At 69.7% G+C, this 23561-nt stretch carries 24 protein-coding genes; 16 read left to right on the forward strand and 8 right to left on the reverse strand.

Annotated elements, in window-relative coordinates; all coding sequences use genetic code 11:
• The first annotated feature begins 183 nt into the window (after nt 1–183).
• Nucleotides 184–1617: a sodium:proton antiporter gene (locus V5F74_RS03290; RefSeq protein ID WP_197023010.1), complete on the forward strand. Its 1434-nt coding sequence runs from the start codon at nt 184–186 to the stop codon at nt 1615–1617.
• A gap of 242 nt (nt 1618–1859) precedes the next feature.
• On the opposite strand, the gene V5F74_RS03295 is transcribed toward V5F74_RS03290, so the two are convergent.
• The 4 genes from V5F74_RS03295 to fabD all read right to left on the reverse strand — a co-directional run bounded on the left by V5F74_RS03295 (nt 1860) and on the right by fabD (nt 7819).
• Nucleotides 1860–3134: a class I SAM-dependent methyltransferase gene (locus V5F74_RS03295; RefSeq protein ID WP_394006258.1), complete on the reverse strand. Its 1275-nt coding sequence runs from the start codon at nt 3132–3134 to the stop codon at nt 1860–1862.
• Between the two features lie 193 nt (nt 3135–3327).
• Nucleotides 3328–5826: a hypothetical protein gene (locus V5F74_RS03300; protein ID WP_029557912.1), complete on the reverse strand. Its 2499-nt coding sequence runs from the start codon at nt 5824–5826 to the stop codon at nt 3328–3330.
• Nucleotides 5827–5955: 129 nt separating this feature from the next.
• On the reverse strand, nt 5956–6699 hold the full coding sequence (fabG, locus tag V5F74_RS03305; protein ID WP_029557911.1) for a 3-oxoacyl-[acyl-carrier-protein] reductase: 744 nt from the start codon (nt 6697–6699) through the stop codon (nt 5956–5958).
• Nucleotides 6700–6832: 133 nt separating this feature from the next.
• Complete coding sequence (fabD, locus tag V5F74_RS03310) at nt 6833–7819, reverse strand: ACP S-malonyltransferase (protein WP_029557910.1); 987 nt, start codon at nt 7817–7819, stop codon at nt 6833–6835.
• 227 nt (nt 7820–8046) lie between these two features.
• On the opposite strand from fabD, the gene V5F74_RS03315 reads away from it, so the two are divergent.
• A complete protein-coding gene (locus V5F74_RS03315) occupies nt 8047–9114 on the forward strand; it encodes a polysaccharide deacetylase family protein (RefSeq protein WP_394006261.1) in 1068 nt (355 codons plus the stop codon).
• A 24-nt stretch (nt 9115–9138) separates the two neighbouring features.
• Here the strand turns inward: V5F74_RS03315 and V5F74_RS03320 are convergent, their stop codons facing one another.
• Entirely contained in the window at nt 9139–10236 is a 1098-nt protein-coding gene (locus tag V5F74_RS03320) for an AraC family transcriptional regulator (protein WP_394006263.1), read from the reverse strand.
• Between V5F74_RS03320 and V5F74_RS03325 the strand changes: the two genes are divergently transcribed.
• The 6 genes from V5F74_RS03325 (at nt 10235) to V5F74_RS03350 (ending at nt 15070) form a co-directional block, all read left to right on the forward strand.
• Nucleotides 10235–11326, forward strand: coding sequence for a DUF3047 domain-containing protein (locus tag V5F74_RS03325; RefSeq protein ID WP_394006265.1), 1092 nt, complete (start codon nt 10235–10237; stop codon nt 11324–11326). The genes V5F74_RS03320 and V5F74_RS03325 overlap by 2 nt on opposite strands.
• A 263-nt stretch (nt 11327–11589) precedes the next feature.
• Nucleotides 11590–12042 carry a 30S ribosomal protein S6 gene (gene rpsF, locus V5F74_RS03330; protein ID WP_024279700.1) on the forward strand — a complete coding sequence of 151 codons (453 nt, stop codon included), beginning with the start codon at nt 11590–11592 and terminating at the stop codon, nt 12040–12042.
• The gene (gene rpsR, locus V5F74_RS03335) at nt 12042–12308 is read left to right on the forward strand and encodes a 30S ribosomal protein S18 (protein ID WP_024279701.1); all 267 of its coding nucleotides are present in this window, start codon (nt 12042–12044) and stop codon (nt 12306–12308) included. The genes rpsF and rpsR overlap by 1 nt, the downstream gene beginning before the upstream one ends.
• 139 nt (nt 12309–12447) lie before the next feature.
• Nucleotides 12448–13401, forward strand: coding sequence for a DUF2232 domain-containing protein (locus V5F74_RS03340; protein ID WP_250166694.1), 954 nt, complete (start codon nt 12448–12450; stop codon nt 13399–13401).
• Between the two features lie 41 nt (nt 13402–13442).
• A complete protein-coding gene (rplI, locus tag V5F74_RS03345; RefSeq protein WP_024279703.1) occupies nt 13443–14024 on the forward strand; it encodes a 50S ribosomal protein L9 in 582 nt (193 codons plus the stop codon).
• 626 nt (nt 14025–14650) lie between these two features.
• A complete protein-coding gene (locus V5F74_RS03350) occupies nt 14651–15070 on the forward strand; it encodes a hypothetical protein (protein ID WP_394006268.1) in 420 nt (139 codons plus the stop codon).
• Nucleotides 15071–15088: 18 nt separating this feature from the next.
• Here the strand turns inward: V5F74_RS03350 and V5F74_RS03355 are convergent, their stop codons facing one another.
• The gene (locus tag V5F74_RS03355) at nt 15089–15418 is read right to left on the reverse strand and encodes a DMT family transporter (protein ID WP_029557903.1); all 330 of its coding nucleotides are present in this window, start codon (nt 15416–15418) and stop codon (nt 15089–15091) included.
• 174 nt (nt 15419–15592) lie between these two features.
• Here V5F74_RS03355 and V5F74_RS03360 point away from each other — a divergent pair, with 174 nt between their 5' ends.
• From V5F74_RS03360 to V5F74_RS03385, 6 genes are all read left to right on the forward strand, one after another.
• Complete coding sequence (locus V5F74_RS03360) at nt 15593–16090, forward strand: PaaI family thioesterase (RefSeq protein WP_394006270.1); 498 nt, start codon at nt 15593–15595, stop codon at nt 16088–16090.
• The gene (sfsA, locus tag V5F74_RS03365) at nt 16090–16803 is read left to right on the forward strand and encodes a DNA/RNA nuclease SfsA (protein ID WP_029557901.1); all 714 of its coding nucleotides are present in this window, start codon (nt 16090–16092) and stop codon (nt 16801–16803) included. Before V5F74_RS03360 ends, sfsA begins: the two co-directional genes overlap by 1 nt.
• A gap of 94 nt (nt 16804–16897) precedes the next feature.
• Nucleotides 16898–17902, forward strand: a complete 1005-nt coding sequence (locus V5F74_RS03370) for a L,D-transpeptidase (protein ID WP_394006272.1) — start codon at nt 16898–16900, stop codon at nt 17900–17902.
• A complete protein-coding gene (gene mepA, locus V5F74_RS03375; protein WP_029557899.1) occupies nt 17902–18777 on the forward strand; it encodes a penicillin-insensitive murein endopeptidase in 876 nt (291 codons plus the stop codon). The genes V5F74_RS03370 and mepA overlap by 1 nt, the downstream gene beginning before the upstream one ends.
• Nucleotides 18778–18892: 115 nt before the next feature.
• Nucleotides 18893–19180 (forward strand): HdeA/HdeB family chaperone, encoded by a 288-nt coding sequence (locus V5F74_RS03380; protein WP_156026371.1) that lies wholly within the window; start codon nt 18893–18895, stop codon nt 19178–19180.
• A gap of 89 nt (nt 19181–19269) precedes the next feature.
• The gene (locus tag V5F74_RS03385) at nt 19270–20181 is read left to right on the forward strand and encodes an alpha/beta fold hydrolase (protein ID WP_029557897.1); all 912 of its coding nucleotides are present in this window, start codon (nt 19270–19272) and stop codon (nt 20179–20181) included.
• 5 nt (nt 20182–20186) lie between these two features.
• Here the strand turns inward: V5F74_RS03385 and V5F74_RS03390 are convergent, their stop codons facing one another.
• A complete protein-coding gene (locus tag V5F74_RS03390) occupies nt 20187–20630 on the reverse strand; it encodes a nucleoside deaminase (protein WP_024279712.1) in 444 nt (147 codons plus the stop codon).
• Between the two features lie 79 nt (nt 20631–20709).
• On the opposite strand from V5F74_RS03390, the gene V5F74_RS03395 reads away from it, so the two are divergent.
• Both V5F74_RS03395 and rsmD read left to right on the forward strand, forming a co-directional pair.
• Nucleotides 20710–22692: a pseudouridine synthase gene (locus tag V5F74_RS03395; protein WP_029557896.1), complete on the forward strand. Its 1983-nt coding sequence runs from the start codon at nt 20710–20712 to the stop codon at nt 22690–22692.
• A gap of 16 nt (nt 22693–22708) precedes the next feature.
• Nucleotides 22709–23260: a 16S rRNA (guanine(966)-N(2))-methyltransferase RsmD gene (rsmD, locus tag V5F74_RS03400; RefSeq protein ID WP_029557895.1), complete on the forward strand. Its 552-nt coding sequence runs from the start codon at nt 22709–22711 to the stop codon at nt 23258–23260.
• 10 nt (nt 23261–23270) lie between these two features.
• On the opposite strand, the gene V5F74_RS03405 is transcribed toward rsmD, so the two are convergent.
• Entirely contained in the window at nt 23271–23546 is a 276-nt protein-coding gene (locus tag V5F74_RS03405) for a metal-sensitive transcriptional regulator (RefSeq protein WP_024279715.1), read from the reverse strand.
• Between the last annotated feature and the right edge of the window lie 15 nt (nt 23547–23561).

A 23561-nucleotide genomic window follows, 5' to 3' on the forward strand; every position in this document is an offset into this window, starting at 1 on the left:
GCACGGCCAGCACCTTCCGTCGATGCTGCATGCGTCCCGGGCACGAAGGCGGTGCAAGTGCCCCCGCCCATTTCACTGAAGGACGACGGCGGCCGGTTTGGCCTTGCCACATGCCGGCCCATCGTCCATCAAACCGTGGGGACATCAATCTGGAGGGTGGCGATGACGGCGCCGGGTCGCGGGATGAGAGTCGCTTCGGGAATTGCCGCAACACTCCTCCTGACCACCCTATCAGCCGCGCCTGCGCTTGCGGCGGACGGGGTTCCCGCCCTCAACGGCGCGAAGCTTCCGCTGCTCTGGGGCATCCCCTTCGCCGGCATGCTGCTGTCGATCGCCCTGTTCCCGCTGCTCGCGAACCACTTCTGGCACCACCATTACGGCAAGGTGGCGCTGTTCTGGGGGCTGGCCTTCGCGGTGCCCTTCTCGCTCACCTACGGCCCGTCGGCGACGGCGCACGAGGTGGTGCACACGGCACTCTTGGAATACATCCCCTTCATCATCCTGCTGTTCGCCTTGTTCACCGTGTCCGGCGGCATCCTCGTCACCGGCAATCTCAAGGGAACGCCGCTGGTCAACACGGTGATCCTGGCCTTCGGCACGGTGATCGCCAGCCTCATCGGCACCACCGGCGCCTCCATGGTGCTCATCCGCCCGCTGCTGCGCGCCAATGACGACCGCCGGCACAATGTGCACACGGTGGTGTTCTTCATCTTCCTGGTGTCGAACATCGGCGGCTCGCTGACGCCGCTGGGCGACCCGCCCCTGTTCCTCGGCTTCCTGAAGGGCGTGAACTTCTTCTGGACCACCACCCACCTGCTGCACGACACGGCGGTGATCGCGGCCATCCTGCTCGTCGCCTATTACCTGCTGGACCGCTTCTTCTACGCCCGCGAGGACGAGGTGATCCGCAATCCGCCGGACCCCACCCCGGCGACCGACAGCCTCGGCCTGCGCGGGGCGCAGAACCTGCCGCTGCTCGGCGGCATCATCGGCGCCATCCTCATCTCGGCGCTGTGGAAGCCGGGCATCAATTTCGACGTCTACGGCACCCATCTGGAGCTGCAATGGGTGGTGCGCGACGTGCTGCTCGTGGTGTTCGCGCTGATCTCGCTGGCCATCACCCCGGCGCTGGTGCGCGAGCGCAACGGCTTCGACTGGGAGCCCATCCTGGAAGTGGCGAAGCTGTTCGCCGCCATCTTCCTCACCATCATCCCCGTCATCGCCATCCTGAAGGCCGGCGCCAGCGGCGCCCTCGCCCCGCTGGTCAACCTCGTCACCACGCCGGACGGCCAGCCGGTGAACGTCTGGTACTTCTGGCTGACGGGCGCCCTCTCCGCCTTCCTCGACAATGCCCCGACCTACCTCGTGTTCTTCAACCTCGCCGGCGGCGATCCCCACCAGCTCATGGGGCCGCTCGCGGTGACGCTGGAGGCGATCTCGGCCGGCGCGGTGTTCATGGGCGCGCTGACCTATATCGGCAACGCGCCCAACTTCATGGTGCTCTCCATCGCCCGTCATCGCGGCGTGAAGATGCCGAGCTTCTTCGGCTACATGGCCTGGTCGTTCAGCTTCCTGCTGCCGCCCTTCGCGCTGATCACCTGGCTGTATTTCGTCTGAGGGGGCGGGCATGACGGTGGCATACGCACCACCCTCGCGCCCCGGACGCATGCAGCGTGAGCGGAATGCGAGCCGGGGCCCAGCGCAAGGGACCGCCGTAGGCGCTTCCGGGCCTTACGATCCTCGGGCTTTGCCCCGCTGCGCGGGGAGTCTTGCGCTGGCCCCCGGCTCGGCGCTCCGGCTTTTGCCGTCGCTGGTCCGGGGAACAGGCCGCCGGCGTCGCCGGCGCCCGTCGGGCCCCCCTACTCCCCCGCCAGCCGAAGCGGTGCACCCTGCGCCGCTTCCGCCCACCTGAGCCGCGCCTCGGCCTCGGCGATGTAGCCGCGGGTGAGCGGCACCGCCTCCTGGCGGCGCGCCAGCTGGATCTGGAACACGTTCAGGCCCTGATGGCGGAAGCCCATCTCGCTGGCGGCGAGGTAGAATTCCCACATGCGGCAGAAGCGCTCGTCGGTGAGCCGCGCCGCCTCCTCCCGGCGGGCGAGGAAGCGCTGGCGCCACGCCTTCAGCGTCTCGGCATAATGCAGGCGCAGCAGCTCGATGTCGGTGACGACGAGCCCGCTCTTCTCGATGTGCGGCGTCACCTCCGACAGCGCCGGAATGTAGCCGCCGGGGAAAATGTATTTGGCGATGAACGGGTTGGTGACGCCGGGCGGGTCGGAGCGGCCGATGGCGTGCAGCAGCATCACCCCGTCGTCCTTCAAGAGGCTCCGCGCCTTGCGAAAGAAGGCGCCGTAGTGGTCCACGCCCACATGCTCGAACATGCCCACCGAGACGATGCGGTCGAACGGGCCCTCCACGTCCCGATAGTCCTGCAAGGAGAATGAGACATGCCCCGCCAGGCCCCGCTCGTCGGCGCGGGCAGTGGCGAGCGCCAGCTGCTCCTGCGAGAGGGTGACGCCGGAGACCTCAGCCCCCGCCATCTCGGCGAGATAGAGGGCGAGCCCGCCCCAGCCGGAGCCGATGTCCAGCACCTTCAGCCCCGGCCGGTCCAGCACCAGCTTCGCCGCGATGTGGCGCTTCTTGGCGAGCTGGGCATCGTCGAGGCTCTGCCCCTCATGCTCGAAATAGGCGCAGCTGTACTGCCGGTCGTGATCGAGGAAGAGGGAATAGAGCCGGCCGTCGATGTCGTAATGGTGCGCCACGTTGCGCCGCGACCGCTCGGGCGGGTTGAACTGGGCGATGCGCCGCCCGAGCCGCCGCAGCACATGGAACGCCTTGGCCGGCACGCTGGGATTGAAGGATGCGGGCTGGGACATGAGCAGCGCGAGGAGGTCGGCGATGCTGCCTTCCTCCATCACCAGCGTGCCGTCCATATAGGCTTCGCCGAGCTTCAGCTCGGGATCAAGCACGATGCCCCGCTCGGCCTCGGCGGTGGTGAAGCGCACGGCGAGCGGCTCGGGGATCGGTCCGGCGCGGGGGGAGCCTTTCACGGTGAAGGTGCGGCCCGAGGCCGTCGTCACCTTCAGCGCGCCATCGACGACGACACGACGCAGAAGTGTCTCCAGCAACCGTTCCATCGGCCGCCTCCGGTTTCGTCCGCTCGATCCTTTCCCGCTTCCCGGCACCGGATGGTTCGGGCCACCCCCTGCGCCCCGAAATTCCCGGCCTGAAGCGCCGCAACCTCGAAATGAAAACACCAACCGTGCCGCACCGCAATACGGCACGCGACGATTTGACCCGCGGGGGGCGTGCGGGCCGGATGAGCCCGCCTCAGGGCGTCGGCCCGGTGCAGGCTTCCGAGCGTGTGGCGAGGGCGGTCCACACCTGCTCCACGGCGGTGCGGTTGTTGCAGCGGTCGGCGGTGGGCTCCAATTGCTCGTGCAGGTTCATCTGCACGGGCTTGGAGAGCCACCAGCTCATGGAGACCTGCCGGATCTTCTCCGGCGTCGCCGTGCCCACCGGGCAATGGCCGGCGCTGTCCTCGGGCCAGACCTTGATCTGCACGAGGTTCACCGCGCAGCGCCCGCCGAAGCGGCCATCGAGCCAGGCGGCGGCATGGGCCACGGCGAGCCGGCCGCGCCCGCTGCGCACCGCGCCGATGGCATCGACGGGGCCGACGACCTCAGGCAGAAAGCTCTGCTCCGCCGCGTCCGGCACCACCACGCCGCGGGCGGTGCGCTCCTCGGTGAGCACGCTCTGGGGATCGTTGGAGACGACGAGGACGAAGGGCGCGAGGGCCGGCTCCACGTCCACCATGGCCTGCGCCAGCTCCAGCGCGCTCTCGGCGCCGAAATTCTCGAAATAGCCGCCGTCCACGATGCGATCCACCACGTCCGTGTCCACCTGATAGATGGAGCCGGGGGGCGAGATCACCGGGAAGCGGGCCGAGTTGGTGGCCGCCGTGGAGAGCCGCACGTCGAGGTCCGAGCGCACGAGGCTGTGGAAGTCGATGGCGTGGGTGAAGATGGGGCATTCGGCCGTGGGGCCGCCGCTCGGGCAGCGGCTGGAGGCCGCGTAGGTCGGCAGGATGTCGGTGGTGATGATGCGCTGGCCGGTCTCCACCGACGTGCCGTTGAGCACGAGATAGGGCACCCAGTGCTCGGGATCGCGCGGGGCGCCGAGGAAGGGCTCGGAGAGGCGGCGCGCGGCGCCGGGGCCGGCATTGGCGCCCGCCGCCGCCACATGGCGGGCGAAGCTCGCCTCCCAGGCCTCCTCCAGCAGCGCGGCGCGATCGCGCAGGAAGAGCTGCACCTGATCGTGGAAGGCGAGGCCGAAGAAGGTGGCGGTGAGGAAGTCGTCCGCCGTCATGCTCTCCAGGCAGTCGCGCCAGCCGTGGATGGCGCCGCCGAACCAGTGGGCCGGCGCTTCGGTGGGGCACGGCGGCGCAGTCCCGGTGCGGGCGGACAAGGCGGCGGCCACCACCGCCGCGCCGTAGGAGCCGCCCGAGACGCCGGAGAGGGCGAAGAGGTGGGTGGCGACGTTCTTCCCCTGGCGTTCCTGGCCGTCGAGCACGCTCTGGATGGCCGCCGAGAAGCGCCCGTCGTCCCGCGCCGCGCGGCTCACCTTCGAGCCATCGGCGCGGGTGAAGCCGAAGGCCTGCTTCTGCCGGTCGTAGTCGAGGAAATGGCCGATCACGCTGGCGGTGAAGAAGCCCGCCCGGCTCGCCCCGCCCGCGGCGGCCACGATGATCGGGCGCGGACAGGATGAGGGCTGCTCCGCGCAGCCATTGGCCCGCATCCACAGATGGACGGCCTGGACGAGGCTGGTGCGGCGATAGGCCGGCTCGTCGGCGGTCACGGTGCGCACCGCGTGATTGTCGCCGAACACGTAGACGCCGACGGCCCCGGCGATGAACAGGCCGGTCAGGATCGGCACATGGAAGCGCCGCCCCACCGAGGACAGATAGGCGAGGATCGGCACCCAGCCGCCGAAGATGAGCGGCACGGCAAAGGCGAGCGGCAGGCGCGCGGCGAGCCAGTGCGGGCTCGCCACCAGCACCGCCACCACCAGCAAGGCGTAGAAGAGGAGCGCGAGGCGGCCGGAGGCGTGGAGCTGGCCCGCCGCATCGTCCCGCCTCGGCGCGATCGCCAGCAGGCCGAACACCGGCTTCAGCCACCGCCCGAGCACGCGGTCCAGCGCGGCGAGGGCTCTCACCCGCGTCAGCCGTCCGCGCAGCACGCAATAGAGATAGAAGAGCGGCACCGCCGCGAGCATGGCCCAGACGAGCAGCACCAACTGGTGGTGGGCGGCGGCGATGGCGGGGCGGTCGGCCAGCGTCGGCAGATTGCCGATGGCCGCATTGGCGCCCATGGCGAAGGCGAGGAAGGGCGCAAGGCCGATGAGGCGGGGCACCTCGCGCACCATCGCCGCCATCAGCCGGTCACGCCCGACGATGCCGCGGTGACCGGCCGAGGCATCGCGCCGGGCGACCAGCACCGCGAGGCCGTTGTCCGTCTCCACCAGCAGGCGCGCGGCGTAGTGCACCGGCATGGCCCATAGCAGGAAGACGGCGGCGACGAGGGAGAAAATGGCGCGGGAGAGGCCGGCCGCGGCGCCCACCGGGGCGCCGGCCATGGCCACGTCGAGGGTCACGTCCTGCGCCTGCGTCACCCCCGCCATCAGCGCGAGGCCGAGGAGGACGCTCAGCAGCGGAACCCGGACCACCCACAGCACGAGAGTGAGATCGAGGATGCGGCGCCAGAAATGCGAAACAATGCCCCTGGGCTTCTGCCGCAGGGGGACGTTTGCCGGCCGAGAGCCCGCACGCACACGCTCTATCCTCATGCGTGCCTCCCATCCCCCGCACGCATCTCTAGGATAGAAGTGTTCCGATCCCGCTTACAACTTACGCCCGGTTGAAGGTAGCAGGCGGACGTCGGGATGCGGGATCGAAGGGCCTCAGATCATCGCCATGCCGCCGTTGACGTGCAGCGTCTGGCCGGTGACGTAGGCGGCTTCATTGGACGCGAGATAGACGCAGGCGGCGGCGATGTCCTCGGGCGTGCCGAGCTTGGCGGCGGGCACGGCCTTGAGGATGCCCTCGCGCTGCTTCTCGTTGAGCGCGTCGGTCATGGGGGTGGCGATGAAGCCGGGGGCGATGCAGTTCACCGTCACCCCGCGCGAGGCGACTTCCTGCGCCAGCGACTTGGACATGCCGATCATGCCGGCCTTGGCGGCGGCATAATTGCCCTGCCCCGCATTGCCGGTGACGCCGACGATGGAGGTGATGGAGATGATGCGGCCGGAGCGGCGGCGCATCATGGTGCGCACGGCGGCGCGCGACAGGCGGAAGGCGGCGGTGAGGTTCACCGCGATCACCTGGTCCCACGCCTCGTCGGACAGGCGCATGAAGATGTTGTCGCGGGTGATGCCGGCATTGTTGACGAGAATGTCCACATGCCCGCCCAGCGCCTCCTCGGCGGCGGGGATGAGCTTCTCCACCTCTTCGGTGTTGCCGAGGTTGCACGGCAGCACGAACACGCGCTCGCCGCCCATCTCGGCGGCGATGGCGTCGAGCGCCTCGCGGCGGGTGCCGGAGACGGCGACGGTGGCGCCCTGGGCGTGCAGCGCCTTGGCGATGGCGCCGCCGATGCCGCCGGTGGCGCCGGTCACGAGCGCGGTCTTGCCGGTCAAATCGAACATGTCAGCCCCCAGTTTCTTTCGGGTGTCGCGGCTTTTGCGCCGCCGGTTGTATCGGCTTGGTCGGGTGGTGTCCCGACACAAGGGCGCCCTCGCCCGGATTTTTCCGGGGAGGGCGCCCGTCGGTGAGAAGATGTCAGGCGGCGGAAGCGGCCGCGTTGCGGGCGGCGATGAAGGCGGCCACGTCGTCGGGCGTGCCCACGGCGCTCGCCGCGATCTGCTTGTCGATGCGCTTCACGAGGCCGCAGAGCACCTTGCCGGCACCCACCTCGACCACGCGGTTCACGCCCGCGCCGGCCATGTAGATCACGCTTTCGCGCCAGCGCACGGTGCCCGTCACCTGCTCCACCAGCAGGCGGACGATCTCGGCCGGATCGGTGACGGGGGAGGCGCGCACGTTGGCCACCAGCGGCACGCGGGGCGTCATCACGGTGGAGCCGGAGAGGGCCACTTCCATGGCCTCGGCGGCCGGGCCCATGAGGCGGCAATGGAAGGGGGCGGACACCGGCAGCAGCACCGCCTTCAGCGCGCCGCGCTCCTTGGCGATGAGGATGGCGCGTTCCACGGCGGCCTTGGTGCCGGAGACCACCACCTGCCCGGGGGCGTTGTCGTTGGCCGCCTCGCACACGTCGTCGCCGGCGGCTTCCGCCGCCACCGCGACGGCCTGGTCGTAGTCGAGGCCGAGCAAAGCGGCCATGGCGCCCTCGCCCACCGGCACCGCATCCTGCATGGCGCGGCCGCGGATGCGCAGGAGCCGCGCCGCCTCGGTGACGGTGAGGGCGCCGGCGGCGGCCAGCGCCGAATATTCGCCCAGCGAATGGCCGGCGACGAAGGCCGCCTCGCGGGCAAGATCAAGCCCCGCTTCCGATTCGAGAACCCGCAGCGCGGCAATGGATACCGCCATCAGCGCCGGCTGGGCGTTGGCGGTGAGGGTCAGTTCGTCGGAAGGGCCTTCCCACATCACCCGCGTCAGGCTGTCGCCGAGGGCGGCATCCACTTCCTCGAACACGGCCTTGGCGGCCGGAAAATTGTCGGCGAGGGCCTTGCCCATGCCCACGGCCTGGCTGCCCTGACCGGGAAAAATGAAGGCAGTCTGGGGTGTTGTGCGCGACCCTTCGGTCATGGGCGGCCTCCGGCTGGAAATTGGCGAGCGGAGAGACACCGGGATTGTGGGCGAGTCAAGGCAAGGGGGTGGCAAGAGCCGCGTCAGGGCGATTCTCGAATCGCGTGTCAAGCCAACCTTACGATAAGGAAACTGGGGGTTGGCCACGCCCGCTTCACAATTTATCCATAACGAGCGATGGACATTGGGCGCAGCTCTGCACGTCCGCATCAGAAAGTGGTTCCGCCGTGAAGCCTGAAGTGAAGGCCATCCGGGGATTTCCGGCGCTTCTTGCCGCCGCTCTCCTCTCCGCCACCGTCATCGTCCCCGCCTGCGCGCAGACTCTGACGCCGTCCGGAACCGCGCCTTCCGCGCCGCCCACGTCGACCTTCACCGCGCCGCACCCCGCGCTGATGACCGGGCCCGTGCCCTCCTCCATGATGGAGCCGCCGCCGCCGAACCTGCCCTCGAGCACCGGCATGGCGGCGCCCGCGGCCGAGGCGACGGGCACCAACCCGCACAATCTCATCGCCTATTCCTCGGCGACGGTCGATGGCCCCTACATCGCCATGACCTTCGACGACGGCCCCAACCCCGAGACCACGCCGCGCCTTTTGAAGATGCTGGAGCAGCGCGGCATCAAGGCCACCTTCTTCGTGCTCGGCAGCCGCGCCGTCGCCTCGCCCAACATCATCAAGCAGATGATCGCGCAGGGGCACGAGGTGGCGAACCATTCCTGGGATCACCCCCAGCTGCCCAAGATCCCCGTGGCCGCCGCCGACAAGCAGATCGGCGACACCAACGCCGCCATCGAGCAGATCACCGGCCTCAAGATCCACAATCTGCGCCCGCCCTACGGCGCCATGACCCCGGCGCTGCGGGCGCATCTGCGCGAGAAGTTCGGCTCCACCTTCATCTACTGGTCCGTGGACCCGCTGGACTGGAAGGACCGCAACGCGCAGGTCATCCACGACCGCATCTTGAAGAATGTGCATCCAGGCGCGATCATCCTCTCCCATGACATCCACCCCACCACGGTGGACGCCATGCCGAAGACGCTCGATGACCTCATCGCCAAGGGCTACAAGTTCGTCACCGTCTCCCAGCTCATCGCCATGAACAAGGCGATGCCGGAGCCCAAGGTCGCCTCCCTGAACCCGGCGCCGAAGAAGAAGCCGAAGCCCCAGGGCACAGCCGCCGCCGCCAACACCACCGGCTCCACCGGCACGAAGCCGGCGACGACCGCGACGGCCAAGCCCGTCAGCGCCAAGCCGACCGCGGCGCCGCGCCCGCCGGCCAGCGTCGGGCTGTATTGAGGGCAGTTCGCTTTCCGCCCCGGCTCAGGCGCTCCGGCGCTGCCAGGCGCGGGGGGAGAGGCCGGTCCAGCCGCGGAACGCCCGGGTGAAATGGGCCGGCTCCGAATAGCCGAGGTCCAGAGCGACGGCGGCGATGGAAACTCGGCGCTGCCGCAACAGGCTCTCCGCCTCGGCCCTGAGGACCGAACGGGCGACCTGCTCGAACGTGATGCCGCGAAGCACAAGCCGGCGCTGCAGCGTGCGCGCCGACATGCCGAGCCGCCGCGCCACCGGCGCCAGCGCCGGCCGCCCCGACAGAAGCTCCAGCCGGATCAGGTGCTCCACCAGACCCACCAGATCATCGGGGATTGCCTCCCGTCCCGTGGGCTCCACCAGCTGCGGCCTCGGTGCGGGGTTTTCCGCAAGGAGATACGCCTCGGGAAAGCTCACAAGGGCGCGGGCGCTGCGGCCAAGATCCGTGCGCAGCACATCCTCGACCGCCGTCCGGCCAGGGAGGGGCGGCCCGGCCACCGCCGCCCGCAATGGGGTGAAGCGCGGGCCGATGAACCGGCGCAGCAGATCGAGCATGTAGCCGAGGGCGAGGCATTCGTTGAACTGGCGCCCTTCGTCGGAGCGGTCGGTGACGCCATAGGTCCAGTGGGCGATCCCGTCTTCGGCCCAGAGTTCGATTCGCGTCGAGGATTGCAGCAGGGTGCCCATCATGCTGTTGGCGCGGGCGATGGCCACGTCGAGCCGGTCGGCGCCGAGTACGTGGTCGGCGAGGGCGCCGAGGCCGAGGATGCCGGCTTCCACCGACAGCCGCGCCCCCAGCGCCGGATCGCCGATCTCCCGCGCCGCGCAGGCGATGAGGCGCAACTGGTCGCGCAGGAGGATCAGTCGCTCGGGATGGTCCACCAGCCGCAGCGGGAGTTCGGCGGCGCGGAACACCTTCGCGGGTGAGCCGCCCGCGCGCTCCACCACCTCTGCGACCCGCCCCATGGAGCGGGCCTTGGTGAGGCCCCATCCGGTCATCCGCGTCTCGTCCTGTCGCGAAATGGCAAGAACCGCCGCCGGCCCCGCGCCATTCTCGCGGCTGACGGGCGGCACAACCGCCCGCGCAGCTTCAGGGATGGAACGCAACATGAGCAAATCTTCTGAAATCGAGGCGCCGGAAGCGGTTCAGGCTGCCCTTCGCACAGCCGTTGGCGCGGTGCAGGCGGAGGTACGGGCGGGCGCGGTGCTCCACCTGCCGGCCCATGACGCCCAATGGATGGCGACTGGAATATCCGTCACGCGGGGCGAGACGGTCACACTCCTGTCTTCGGGCATCGCCTGGCTCTCCCGCGCTTTCGACCTGTTCGTTACCGGCGGTCTGTCGCTCTGGTACCGTATCGGCGACGGCCCCATCGGCAAGGTGGGAGGCGACACCTTCAGCTTCACCGCCGAGCGGGACGGGCCGCTTGAGCTGATCTGCCACCTGGCGGGGCAGTGGATCGACGAAAGCGGGCGCTTCGATCCCGCCTCGACCCTGGAGAACGGTGGCCTTTGCGTCGCGGCTCTGGTCTGGCGCGGCGACCGGGACGCGGGCCTTGCCGCCTTCGCGGCGGTCGATTCCACTGGCCTTGCGGCCCGCGAGGTCGCGCGGATCGCGGCCTTTCGCCCGCTGCCGCCGGGCTGGGCGCCCCTTTGGCGGGTGGGCGCCACCTCCATCTTCTGCGAGGCGGTGGACACGGACGCGCCCCCGCGCATCGCCTGCCGCTGCGTCGAGGATGCCGGCATCATCAAATATCCGCTCAGCCTGGAGCTGACCGACGACCTTGCCATCGCCTGGGACTGGCGCATCCAGCGCCTGCCCTCCACGGTCGCCGAGGACATCGCGCCGACCCACGACTATCTCTCCCTCGCGGTGGAGTTCGACACCGGGCAGGACCTGACCTATTTCTGGAGCTCCTCCCTGCCGGTGGGCACCACCTTCCGCTGCCCGCTGCCCTGGTGGGACCAGGTAGAGACCCATATGGCCGTGCGCTCCGGCGCCGAGGGCCTCGGCCAGTGGCTCGGCGAGCGGCAGCCGCTGCTGTCCGACTACCGGCGCTGCGTGGGCGGCGCCGATCCGGCGCGGGTGGTGGGTGTGTGGATCATCGCCCTGAGCGCCTTCCAGCGCGGCACGGGCCTCGCCGATTTCGCCCGCATCCGCCTGGAAGGCGCGGGTGGGCAAACCTGGATCGGGCCGTAGGAGAGAGAGCCTGGGCGGCCCCTCCCCGCCTTGCCTTTCCTCCGAAACCTGCTATACGCGCCGCTTCCGTCGCACCCGGCCGGGGGCTGAACGGACGGTCTTCTTTTGCCGCGGCCCATCCCACGGGTTTGGCCAAGGCGTCGGAAGACAGGGCGAAAGTCCGTCGTCCCGTGTCCCCGCCTTCCGAGCTTCGCGCCTTTCCGAAAGGCAAGAAGGGCTTGGCGCCGGTGGACGGAAGAGTGAAACCGAAAGGCAGTGAACACATGCCGCTCTACGAGCACGTGTTCCTCGCGCGCCAGGACGTCACGGCGCAGCAGGTCGAGGAACTCACCACCCGGTTCAAGGGTGTCATCGAGGCGAATGGCGGCTCGGTCGGTAAGACCGAGTACTGGGGCGTGAAGTCCCTCACCTATCGCATCAACAAGAACCGCAAGGCCCACTTCACCCTCCTGAACATCGACGCCCCCGCGGCGGCGGTGCAGGAGCTGGAGCGCCAGCAGCGCATCGACGAGGACGTCCTGCGCATCCTCACCCTGCGCGTCGAGGAGCACGAGGAGGGTCCCTCCGCCATGCTCCAGAAGCGTGACCGGGACGACCGTGGCGAGCGCGGAGAGCGTGGCGACCGCGGTGATCGTGGCGACCGCTTCGGCGGCCGCGAGGATCGGCCGCGCCGTCCGCGTCCGACCGATGAAGTGCAGGCCGAGGAGGGCAACTGATGGCTTTCGCATCGTCCGGTGGTGCCGGCGCCGGCGGCGGTCAGCGCCGTCCCTTCTTCCGCCGTCGCAAGACCTGCCCCTTCTCCGGCCCGAACGCGCCGAAGATCGACTACAAGGATGTGCGTCTCCTGCAGCGCTACATCTCCGAGCGCGGCAAGATCGTGCCCTCGCGCATCACGGCGGTTTCCGCCAAGAAGCAGCGCGAGCTCTCCGCCGCCATCAAGCGCGCGCGGTTCCTGGGCCTGCTGCCCTTCGTGATCCGCTGATCGCCTGATCCGCTGATTTTGGGCGCCCCCTTCGGGAGGGCGCCCTTCCTTTAGCGACGCGCTTCGGGGAATGACCCCCGAAGCGTCTGCTGGGGCGGAAAATCCGCCTCTAACCGCACCCGCGGGACAGCTTGTCGAGATGGTGTACCTTCTTCTCACAGGCGTGGCTGCCGGCCTCGCATCCGCCCTTCTTGCCGCCGGAGCCGCGGCGGGATCGGCGCTGGCCGTGCCCCTGTTCTATCTCTCGCCCCTGCCGGTGATGATCGCCGGCCTCGCCTTCTCGCCGCTCTCGGCGCTGGTGGCGCTTGCCGTGGGCGCTGCGGGGCTCGGCCTCGGCTTCGGCGGAACCCTCCTCCTGACGTACATGGTCAGCCTCGGCGGACCGGCCTTCGCCTTGTCCTATGCGGCGATGCTGGCACGGCCGGATCCGGCCGGACGGGACGGGCTGGTGTGGTTCCCGGTGGGCGGGCTGGTGCTGCTCTCCGCCGCCGTCTCGACGCTGGCGGTCATCATCGCCCTGTTCACCGTCGCCGGCGATTACGAGAGCTACCGCAAGGCGGTGATCGCCGCGTTCGAGACGCTGCTCTCGGGCCAGGTGCTGCCGGGGGCGGAGCCGACCGATCCCGCCGCCGTGGGGGCCATCGTGGCGCGCCTGCTGCCGGGCATGGCGGCGGTGATGTCCATGGTCTCGCAGCTCGTCTGCCTCTATCTCGCGGCCCGCGCCGCGCGAATCTCCGGCCGCCTCAGGCGTCCGTGGCCGACCCTGTCGGCCGTCCGCCTGCCGCCCGTCACCTCGCTGGTGCTGGCGGTGGCGATCGCCTTGTCCATGGCCGGGGCGATGGTGGGGCTGTCCGCCTCCGCCGCGGCCGCGACCTTGGTGTGCGCCTATGCGCTGGCGGGCTTCGCCGTGGTCCATGCCGTGACCATCGGCCACTCGGCCCGCTTCCTCATCCTCGCCGGGCTGTGGCTCACCACGGCCGTGCTCGGCTGGCCGGTCATCGCCATGGCGATGCTCGGCTTCGTCGACGCCATGTTCGACTTCCGCTCGCGCATGGGCTCCGGGCAAAGCCCGCCCGCCGCGAACGACCGCTGAAAAATACCGTAAATCCAAAGATCAGAGACAGGAGAACCAAAATGGACGTCATTCTTCTCGAGCGCGTCGCCAAGCTCGGCCAGATGGGCGAAGTGGTGAAGGTGAAGGACGGCTTCGGCCGCAACTACCTGCTGCCGAACGGCAAGGCCCTGCGCGCCACCAAGGCGAACAAGGAGCGGTTCGAGACCATGAAGATCGAGCTCGAGGCCCGCAACCTGGAGCGCCGCAAGGACGCCGAGGCGGTGGCCGAGAAGCTCGCCGGCCAGGCCGTCATCATGATCCGTCAGGCGGGCGAGAGCGGCCAGCTCTACGGCTCGGTCTCCACCCGCGACATCGCCGAGGGCTTCACCGCCAACGGCTTCAGCCTCGACCGCGGCCAGATCGTGATGAACCACCCCATCAAGACCCTGGGCCTGCACGTGGTGCCGGTGAGCCTGCACCCCGAGGTCGAGGTGACCGTGCAGGTCAACGTCGCCCGCAACGCGGAAGAGGCCGAGCGCCAGGCCCGCGGCGAGGACGTGCGCACCGCCCGTGATGAGGACGCCGAGATCGAGGCAGAGCTCGCCATCGAGCGCGCCGCCGTGGCCGCCGAAATCGCCGCCGAGGAAGGCGAGGAAGCCTGATTTTGGCCTGAGGCCTGCGGCGCCTGCACCCCGGCGCCGGTTGCACGCTTTGAACACGGCGTCCCGGCCTCACCGCCGGGGCGCCGTTTTCGTTTGGGGGTTCCGCCCTCGCGTCCCGGACGCATGCAGCGCAGCTGAATGCGAGCCGGGACCCAGCGCATGAGACCGCCGAAGGCGCTTCCTTGCCCAACGCCCTCAGGTTTTGCCCGCTGCGCGGAACCCTTGCGCTGGCCCCCGGATCGGCGCTCCGGCTGCGCCGTCGCTTGTCCGGGGAACAAGGACGGGAGAGCGGCGGGGCGATAAAGCGCGCCGTCCTTGTAACCTGGTGCCGTCATCGCCCGGCGCGTCCGGGCGATCCACGGTTGGACCGGGACGGATGATCGCGCAGCGCACCAGCGGCGGGGTGGATCGCCCGGACGAGCCGGGCGATGACGATAGTGGGGGGGCGGGCCTTCCGTTTCAGCCGAAAAGCAACAGCAGACGCAAAGGCGACGGCGCTCCGGCTGCGCCGTCGCTTGGCCGGGGAACGGCGGATTCCGTCTGCCACAGGAATCCTCTAAACTCCCGCCGTTTCATCGCCGCCGGCCCGACCGGCCCCCATATTTCAATCCTTGGAGCTGCCCGCCATGGCGCGCGCCCGTACCGCCTATCTCAACCGGGCCGATGTGCCCGACCGTGCCGCGCTTCAGGCAGCGCTCGATGCCTTCAAGCTCAAGCTGGTGCTGGATGACGGCTATGTGCCGCTTTTAACCTCCGGCTACCTGCCCTGCACCCTCCAGGGCGAGGATGCCGGCTTCACCCTGCGCTTCCGCGCGGTGGGGGAGGATGGCGGCAAATATCCCGCCCTCGCCCCCGTGCTGGACGCGCGGGACGTGGCCGCCGACATCAAATGGACCGGCGACATCCGCGAGGAGGTGAGCGCCATGGCGGTGCTTGCCGCCCTCGCCGGCTCATTCGGCGCCGTGGTGCACGACCCGGAGAAGGACGCGCTCATCGCGGCGAAGACGCTCCTCGCCCGCGCCAAAGAGGGCGCCGAGGAGCTGTAGGCCTCAGCGGGCGAAGCTTCAGTGCGCGACGCTCTTGGACATCAGGTTGATGACGATGACGCCGGCGATGATGAGCCCGAGGCCGATCAGCGCCGGCAGGTCCAGCTTCTGGCCGTAATAGACCCAGGCGAATCCGGTGACGAGCACGATGCCGACGCCGGACCAGATGGCATAGGCGATGCCCACCGGCAGCGTGCGCAGGGTGAGCGACAGGCAGAAGAAGGCGATGCAATAGCCCACCACCACGATCACCGAGGGGCCGAACTTGGTGAAGCCTTCCGCCTGCTTCAGCGCCGAGGTGGCGATGACCTCGGCAACGATGGCGATGAGAAGATAGACGTAGCTCATGTGACCCTGCCCCCCGCCGCGGTCGCCCGCAGCCCCATGCGCAGAAGAGGCGCCGGCCCCGTCGCTGTCAACGCGGGGAAATTCCGCAGCGCCGGCCGGCCAGCCTTTCCGTTGGAGGTGCCGTCATCGCCCGGCTATCCTCCCTCCTCCTCCCACCCCAGCATGACGGCGCCCGTGACCGAGCCTTTCACCCCCCGCGATCCCGCCTATGAGACCAAGGTGCGCGACAGCTTCGCCCGCCAGCCCTTCATGACCCTCATCGGCGCCACCCTCGGCGCGGTGGCGCCGGGACGGGTGGAGATCGTGCTGCCCCATGCGGAGAAGGTGACGCAGCAGCATGGCTATTTCCACGGCGGCTCCATCGGCGCCATCGCCGACACCGCCGGCGGCTATGCCGCCTACAGCCTGTTCCCGCCGGAGTCGACCGTGCTGACGGTGGAGTACAAGATCAACATTATGGCCCCCGGCAAGGGCGAGCGGCTGGTGGCCGTGGGCGAGGTGACGCGGGCGGGACGCACCCTGACCGTGGCGAAGGTGGAGGTCTATGCCGAGGCCGGCGGCACCCGCACCCATTGCGCCACCGCCACCCAGACCCTCATGTGCCTCGCCGGCCGCAGCGACGATCGCGATGCGGCCCCGACCCGCGCCCCTTCCGGCGACGCGACGGCCTGATGCTGTTCGCCGCCCCCCTGCTGCCGGGCCGCCTCGTGCGGCGCTACAAGCGCTTCCTCGCCGACGTGGTGCTGGACGACGGCACAGAGACCACCGCCCATGTGGCCAATTCCGGTGCCATGCTGGGGCTCGATGCCCCCGGCAGCCGCGTGCTGCTTTCCCGCTCCCTCAACCCCGCCCGCAAGCTGGCCCTGAGCTGGGAGCTGGTGGAGGCGGATTTCGGCGCCGGGCCGGAATGGGTGGGGGTGAACACCATGCACCCCAACCTGCTGGTGGCCGAGGCCATCGCCGCCGGCCAGGTGCCCGCCCTCGCCGGCTACGCCCGGATGCGGCGGGAGGTGAAATACGGCAAGGCGAGCCGGGTCGACATCAAGCTGGAAGACGACGCCCGCCCCGACTGCTTCGTGGAGGTGAAGAACGTCCACCTCATGCGCGCGCCCGGAAAGGCCGAGTTCCCCGACTGCGTGACCGCCCGTGGCGCCAAGCACCTCGATGAACTGGCCGGCGAGGTGGCGGCCGGGCGGCGGGCGGTCATGGTCTATATCAGCCAGATCGGCTCGGCCGGTTCCATCGCCCTCGCCCGCGATCTCGACCCCGGCTATGGGCGCGCCTTCGACCGGGCGCGGGACGCCGGGGTGGAGGCGATCGGCCTCGCCTGCCGGATCACGGCGAACGGTATTAACGTGGAGCGAACCGTGCCCATGCTGGGATGAGGTGTCGATTCGAGAGCTGACACCATTGGACAGGCCCCGAACCCCGGGCGAAAACGTGGTGAAACCCGATTCGGAAACCTGGGGTGAATCGCCGATGGCCGTCCCGTTCAGCCTCTCCCGCCGCGGAACCCTGAAGCTCGCCGCGACCCTCGCCGGCGCCCTTGTGGCGGACTCCCTGCTGCCCGCCATCGCCGCCGACGATCCCGACCTTGCGGAAATTAAAGCCCTGAAACCAGGCACTTACGTCTGGTATCCCGAGCGCTCGCCCGACGGCTTCGTGGCCATCGTGGTGAATTTGTCCGACCAGCTCTGCTTCGTCTACCGAAACGGTGTCCGGATAGGGGCGTCCACGGTCTCGACTGGCAAGGACGGGCACGAAACCCCTACCGGGGTATTTACGATCCTGGGCAAGGACGTGGACCACCATTCCTCGCTTTATAACGACGCATCAATGCCTTACACGGAGCGCCTGACGTGGTCGGGCGTGGCGCTGCACGCGGGCGGCCTCCCCGGATACCCCTCCTCCCACGGCTGCGTGCACCTGCCGCTGGCCTTCTCCAAGCTGGTCTTCGGCATCACCCATCTGGGCACCCCGGTCATCATCGCCGACCGCCATTCGGCGCCAGAAGATGTTTTGCATCCGGGACTTATCATGAGCGAGGGTCTGGAGCAGCAGCTCGCGACCTCCGCCACCGGCGAGGGCGCCCCCCAGGATGCCACCGCCGCCCCGGAGCCCGTCTCCATGGTGGTGAGCCGGGCCGACAGCTCCATCACCGTCCTCAAGGGCGCACAGACCGCAGTGCAGGGTCCCGTGAGCATCCGCGATCCGCAGAACCCCTTGGGAAACCTCGTCTATGTGCTCATGAGCAAGGACGGAGCCGCGCCCCGCTGGAGCGCCGTCTCCTATGAGGGGAACGGCGTCGTGGCCGGCCTGGCGCAGGATGCGCTGGCCCGGATCAGCGTCGATCCCTCCATCAACAAGCAGGTGGCCGCTCTGGTGACGCCGGGCACGACCTTGTTCCTCACCGACCTGCCCGCCCACCCCGGCACCCGGAGCGACGGCGGATTCGTCGTGATGGCACAAAAGGTTACGAGCTGATGCGTCGGCTCGCCGCCGCGGCAATCCTCGCCCTCCTCGGCACCGCCGCGTACGCCCAGAACAACCCCGCAGCCCCGGTGCCGGCCAAGGAGCTGTTCGGCCGCGCCGCCCAGCCCGCCCCCATGGCCGCGCGCAGCATCGGTTTCTATTCCAAGGGCTGCCTCGCCGGCGCCCAGGCGTTGCCCGTCAACGGTCCGAACTGGCAGGTCATGCGCCTGTCCCGCAACCGCAACTGGGGCCATCCGGACCTCGTCGCCTTCCTGGAACGCTTCTCGGCGAAGGTGCCGCAAGTGTCTGGCTGGCAAGGCATTCTCGTCGGCGACATGGCCCAGCCGCGCGGCGGCCCCATGCTCACCGGCCATGCCTCCCACCAGATCGGCCTCGACGCCGACATCTGGCTGACGCCCAGCCCCGGCCGCGAACTCACCCGCGAGGAGCGCGAAAAGCTGTCCGCCTCCATGATGGTCCGCGCCGACCGCAAGGACATCGATCCCGCCAACTGGCGGCCGGACACCTGGAAGGTGATCCGCGCCGCCGCCGTCGAGCCGCGGGTGGAGCGCATTTTCGTCAATGCCGCCATCAAGAAGGCGCTGTGCCGGGAGGCGACGGGCGACCGGTCCTTCCTCGCCAAGGTGCGGCCCTATTGGGGGCACGACTACCACATGCACATCCGCCTCACCTGCCCGGCCTCCAGCCCCGACTGCCGGCCGCAGGAGGCCCCGCCGACGGGGGATGGCTGCGGATCGGAGCTGGATTGGTGGTTCACCGACGCCGTGCTGCACCCCAAGCCGGAGAAGGAACCCTCCAAGCCCAAGCCGCCCCTCACCCTCGCCGATCTGCCCGACGCCTGCGCCGCCGTGCTCGACGCGCGCTGACGGCCTCGCGCGAACGTGCTTGGCCGGGGAGCCGGCCTCCGGCTGGTGCCGCTCCGTTCCCCGGCGCATCATACCGGCGCAGGCCGAAACGGCCGCAGCATCATGGGAGGGCGCAATGCTGAAACGTCTTGGTGTTGGTGCAATCGTCCTGTTTGCGGGCCTGAGCCCGGCGGCGGCAGAGAAATGGGATCTTTCGACCATGACCTGCCAGCAGTTCCTGCAGGCGGACAAGGATACGATCACCATCATCCTTACGTGGCTCGATGCCTACTACAAGGACGACGACGCGCCGCCGGTGATCGACACGGACAAGTTCGTGAAGAATGCCGAAAAACTTGCCGGATTCTGCGCGTCCTCGCCGAGCCTCGGTCTCATCACTGCGGCCGACAAGGTGTTCGACTGATCCCGGAACCCGCCGCCTTAGTCCCGTCTTGAAGAGCTGTCCGCAATTCCGGCCGCCCCGGCCCACGGGACGGCGAGAGGGAGGTTCATGTGTCCGATCTGTCTGATCTGTTTCCCGGATTTGCCTCGCACTACGTGGATACGAAGGCCGGCCGCATCTTCCTGCGGCAGGGGGGAACGGGTGCTCCCCTGCTCCTGCTCCACGGTTTCCCCCAGAGCCACGTGATGTGGCATCGCGTGGCACCCAAGCTCGCCGAGCAGCACACCCTCATCATTCCCGATTTGCCCGGCTACGGCTGGAGCGCGGCGCCGGAGGGCGGAGCCGATCATTTTCCCTATTCCAAGCGCGCCATGGCAGCCGCCATGGTGGAGGTGATGGAAAGCCTCGGCTTCGCCCATTTCTCCGTCATGGGCCATGACCGCGGCGCGCGGGCCGCCTACCGGCTGGGGCTGGACCATCCGGGCCGTCTCGACCGGCTGGTGCTGCTCGACATCGTGCCCACCTACGTGATGTGGCATCGTATGGACCGGGCGCGGGCGCTGCAGGTCTATCACTGGGCGATGCTGGCCCAGCCGAAGCCCCTTCCCGAGAAGCTGGTGGGTGGCAATCCCGCATGGTTCCTCGACTGGACCATGGCGAGCTGGACGGCGCACAAGGACCTTTCGGCCTTCGATCCGCGCGCCATGGCGGCCTATCGCGCAGCGATTTCCTCGCCCGACCGGCTGCACGCCCTGTGCGAGGATTACCGGGCCGGGGCCACCATCGACCTCGCCCATGACGAGGCGGACATCGCCGCCGGCCGAACCCTCTCCTGCCCGACGCTCGCGCTGTGGGGCGCCGCCGGCATCCCGAGCCGGGGCGCCAGCCCGCTGGAGGCCTGGAAGGCGTTTGCCCCGCAGGTGGAAGGACAGGCCATCGAGGCCGGCCACTTCGTGGCGGAGGAAGCCCCGAAGGCGATGCTCGATGTGGCCATGCCGTTCCTGGCGCAGGGACGGCCGTAGACCGACTACCGGCGTTCCTGGAAGAACGCCCGCAGCACCTCGGCCGCCTGCCGCTCGGCGATGCCGCCATAGACTTCCGGCGCGTGGTGGCAGGTGGGCTGGGAGAAAAAGCGGGGGCCGTGCTCCACGGCGCCCCCCTTGGGGTCGGGTGCGCCGAAATAGAGCCGGCGGATGCGCGCGAAGGACAGCGCCGCCGCGCACATGGCGCAGGGTTCCAGCGTCACGTAGAGGTCGCAGTTCATCAGACGTTCGGTCTTGAGCTGCGCGCCCGCCGCGCGGACCACCAGCATTTCCGCATGGGCGGTGGGATCGTTCAGCTCGCGCGTGCGGTTGCCGTTGCGGGCGACAACCTCCGACCCGCGCACGAGAACCGCGCCGACCGGAACCTCGCCCCGCTCGGCTGCCGCGCGCGCTTCGTTGAGCGCCATCTGCATGAAGGTTCCCGACATGGTGCCTTTAACCGCCCCTGATCTCGCCCAGCCCATCGCCGCGCTCGCCGCGCAGCCTGCGCTGTGCTAACTCCCCCTCATGCCGCGCACATCACCGCCCCGCAAGGACAAGAACCGCGTTCCGCGCCAGAAGCGCGAACTCCCCGCCGCCCCTCAGAAGGAGGCAGAGCGCGTCGCCAAGGTCGTCGCCCGCGCCGGCCTCGGCTCGCGCCGCGAGATCGAGGAATGGATCGAGGCCGGCCGCGTGGCGGTCAACGGCGAGGTGCTCACCAGCCCTGCCGTCACCGTCACGCCCGCTGACGCCATCACCATCGACGGGGAGCCTCTCCCCGAGCGGGAGCGCACCCGCCTCTTCCTTTACCACAAGCCCAAGGGCGTCGTGACCACCAACCGCGACCCGGAAGGCCGCACGACGCTGTTCGAGATCCTGCCCAAGGGCCTGCCGCGCCTCGTCAGCGTGGGCCGGCTGGACCTCAATTCCGAGGGCCTGCTGCTGCTCACCAATGACGGCGGCCTCGCGCGCGTGCTGGAATTGCCCGAGACCGGATGGCTCCGCCGCTACCGCGTGCGCGCCAACGGCGAGATCGATCAGGCCAAGCTCGACACGCTCATCAAGGGCATCACCGTGGATGGCGTGGAGTACGGCCCCATCGAGGCTGAGCTCGACCGTGTGCAGGGCGCCAATGCCTGGATCACGGTCTCGCTCCGCGAGGGCAAGAACCGCGAGATCCGCAACGTGCTCGGCGCGCTCGGCCTCGCGGTGAACCGACTGATCCGCGTCTCCTACGGTCCGTTCCAGCTGGGCGAGATCCCCGAGGGCAGCGTCGAGGAAGTGCGCACCCGCGTGCTGCGCGACCAGATCGGAGCTGACCTTGCCACTGCCGCCGGCGCGGATTTCACCGGTCTGTTGGTGGAGCGGGAGATTGAAGAAATCCCCGTGCGTCCCGCCTACCGTCCCGCGGGACGCCGGCAGGCCGAGGCCGACAAGGCCGGCGGGCTGAAAGTGCCATCTCGCCGCGCCAGCCGCGAGCGGGAGGAGTTCGACGCGCCGGTTGAGGATGTCATCCGCCCCGCCGCGCCGCGCGTGCGCCGCCGCGCCAGCGAGGAGCACGGCACCGAGCGCGTGGGCACCGTCGCCGACCGCAAGGGCCGCTCCGTGAAGGTCGAGCGTGTCCGCGCGCCGAAGGACGAGGCGCCGCGCCGCGCCCGTCCGGCGGCAGGCGAAGGCGAGGGCCGCCCCTTCCGTCGCAGCCGGGACGAAGGAGCCGCCGAGCGGCCGCGCCGCGAGGGTCGCCCCTCCTTCCGCGATGACGCGCCGCGTGGACGCGGCCCGCGCGAGGAGAAGGAAGATTTCCGCCGCCGCCCCACCCGCTCCGGCGGCGGCGACGAGCGGCCGCGCCGCTATGAGGATGACGGCGGCTTCAAGCGCTCCGGCCCCCGCCGCGAAGGCGATCGCCCCCAGGGTGACCGTCCGTTTCGCTCCCGCCCCGAGGGACGTGGCGGCGATTTCGGTGACAGGCCGACCCGCAGCCGCAGCTTCGGTGGCGACCGGCCCGAGGGCGAGCGCCTGGCCCGCGCCCGGCCCCGGCCGGAAGGACGCGGCGGCGACTACGGCGACAAGCCCGCCCGCGGCCGCAGTTTCGGCGGAGAGCGGACAGAGGGCGAGCGTCCCGCCCGTGCCCGGCCCCGCCCGGAGGGACGCGGCGACTATGCCGACAAGCCCGCTCGCGGCCGCAGCTTCAGCGGCGAGCGGACAGAGGGCGAGCGCCCCGCCCGTGCCCGGCCCCGGCCGGAAGGTCGCGGCGATTTCGGGGACAGGCCGCCGCGCGAGCGCAGCTATGGCGACAAGCCGGCCGGCCGCACCCGTTCGTTCGAGGATCGTCCGGGCGGCGGAAAGCCGGCGGGCCGACCGGGGAGCAAGCCCGGCGGCTTCGGCGCGAAGGGTCCCGGCAAGGGATTTGGGAAGCCCGGCGGTCGTCCTGCGGGTGGCAAACCCGCTGGCAAGCCCGGCGCGGGGCGCTCCGGCCCCGGCAAGCCCGGCGGTCCGCGCGGCAAGCGCTGACGGGAACGTCTGACCCATGCGCATCGTGGGTGGCCGCCTCAAGGGACGGGCTCTGAAAGGCCCGTCCTCCAGCCTCACGCGCCCCACCTCCGACCGGCTGCGCGAGAGCCTGTTCAACATGCTCGCCCACGCCTATGGCGATCCGTGCGACGGCGCGCGCGTGCTCGACCTGTTCGCCGGCACCGGGGCGCTCGGAATCGAGGCCGTGTCGCGCGGCGCGCGCTTCGCTTTGTTCGTGGAGGAGGCCGCGGAGGCGCGGGGGCTCATCCGCGACAATGTGGAGGCCCTCGGCCTCACCGGCGTCACCAAGGTGTTCCGCCGCGACGCCATCCGGCTCGGCGAAATGGGGCCGGGCGAGCCCTACGGCCTCGTTTTCTGCGATCCGCCCTATGGAAAGGGCCTCGCCGAACAGGCGATCGCCGCGGCGGTTGATGGCGGCTGGCTCACCGCGGATGCACTGCTTATCATCGAGGAGCGCACCGGCCTGTTCGTGACGCCGGACGGCTTCCGCGAGATCGAGCGGCGCGCCTATGACGAGAGCGAGCTGACGTTTATCGAGCGGGCCTGAGCCCCTCCCCTCACCGCTCACTGCGGACGATCACCTCCATCAGCTCCGCCACCTTGCGACGCTGGTCCTCCGCATCGCCCGAGCGGATGGCATGCTCGACGCAATGCCCCACATGATCCTTCAGCACCTCCTCCTCCACCCGCCGCAAGGCGGCGCGGACGGCGGAGAGCTGGGTGATGATGTCGATGCAATAGCGGTCCTCCTCCACCATGCGGGAGAGGCCGCGCACCTGGCCCTCGATGCGGCTCAGGCGCTTCTGGACTTGCTCTTTGGTCGGGCTGCGCATGGCTTGCCATATACC

The organism is Xanthobacter aminoxidans, from assembly GCF_043193615.1.
GTDB lineage: Bacteria > Pseudomonadota > Alphaproteobacteria > Rhizobiales > Xanthobacteraceae > Xanthobacter > Xanthobacter aminoxidans.

Excerpts from the sequence above, each read along its gene's own strand:
- V5F74_RS03370 (WP_394006272.1), top strand. The coding sequence starts at position 16,898 with ATGGCCGTCCCGTTCAGCCTCTCCCGCCGCGGAACCCTGAAGCTCGCC.
- rpsR (WP_024279701.1), top strand. The coding sequence starts at position 12,042 with ATGGCTTTCGCATCGTCCGGTGGTGCCGGCGCCGGCGGCGGTCAGCGC.
- V5F74_RS03395 (WP_029557896.1), top strand. The coding sequence starts at position 20,710 with ATGCCGCGCACATCACCGCCCCGCAAGGACAAGAACCGCGTTCCGCGC.
- rpsF (WP_024279700.1), top strand. The coding sequence starts at position 11,590 with ATGCCGCTCTACGAGCACGTGTTCCTCGCGCGCCAGGACGTCACGGCG.
- V5F74_RS03295 (WP_394006258.1), bottom strand. The coding sequence starts at position 3,134 with ATGGAACGGTTGCTGGAGACACTTCTGCGTCGTGTCGTCGTCGATGGC.
- rsmD (WP_029557895.1), top strand. The coding sequence starts at position 22,709 with ATGCGCATCGTGGGTGGCCGCCTCAAGGGACGGGCTCTGAAAGGCCCG.
- sfsA (WP_029557901.1), top strand. The coding sequence starts at position 16,090 with ATGCTGTTCGCCGCCCCCCTGCTGCCGGGCCGCCTCGTGCGGCGCTAC.
- V5F74_RS03290 (WP_197023010.1), top strand. The coding sequence starts at position 184 with ATGAGAGTCGCTTCGGGAATTGCCGCAACACTCCTCCTGACCACCCTA.
- V5F74_RS03325 (WP_394006265.1), top strand. The coding sequence starts at position 10,235 with ATGAGCAAATCTTCTGAAATCGAGGCGCCGGAAGCGGTTCAGGCTGCC.
- rplI (WP_024279703.1), top strand. The coding sequence starts at position 13,443 with ATGGACGTCATTCTTCTCGAGCGCGTCGCCAAGCTCGGCCAGATGGGC.
- V5F74_RS03405 (WP_024279715.1), bottom strand. The coding sequence starts at position 23,546 with ATGCGCAGCCCGACCAAAGAGCAAGTCCAGAAGCGCCTGAGCCGCATC.
- V5F74_RS03350 (WP_394006268.1), top strand. The coding sequence starts at position 14,651 with ATGGCGCGCGCCCGTACCGCCTATCTCAACCGGGCCGATGTGCCCGAC.
- fabD (WP_029557910.1), bottom strand. The coding sequence starts at position 7,819 with ATGACCGAAGGGTCGCGCACAACACCCCAGACTGCCTTCATTTTTCCC.
- fabG (WP_029557911.1), bottom strand. The coding sequence starts at position 6,699 with ATGTTCGATTTGACCGGCAAGACCGCGCTCGTGACCGGCGCCACCGGC.
- V5F74_RS03320 (WP_394006263.1), bottom strand. The coding sequence starts at position 10,236 with ATGTTGCGTTCCATCCCTGAAGCTGCGCGGGCGGTTGTGCCGCCCGTC.
- V5F74_RS03390 (WP_024279712.1), bottom strand. The coding sequence starts at position 20,630 with ATGTCGGGAACCTTCATGCAGATGGCGCTCAACGAAGCGCGCGCGGCA.
- V5F74_RS03380 (WP_156026371.1), top strand. The coding sequence starts at position 18,893 with ATGCTGAAACGTCTTGGTGTTGGTGCAATCGTCCTGTTTGCGGGCCTG.
- V5F74_RS03340 (WP_250166694.1), top strand. The coding sequence starts at position 12,448 with ATGGTGTACCTTCTTCTCACAGGCGTGGCTGCCGGCCTCGCATCCGCC.
- mepA (WP_029557899.1), top strand. The coding sequence starts at position 17,902 with ATGCGTCGGCTCGCCGCCGCGGCAATCCTCGCCCTCCTCGGCACCGCC.
- V5F74_RS03355 (WP_029557903.1), bottom strand. The coding sequence starts at position 15,418 with ATGAGCTACGTCTATCTTCTCATCGCCATCGTTGCCGAGGTCATCGCC.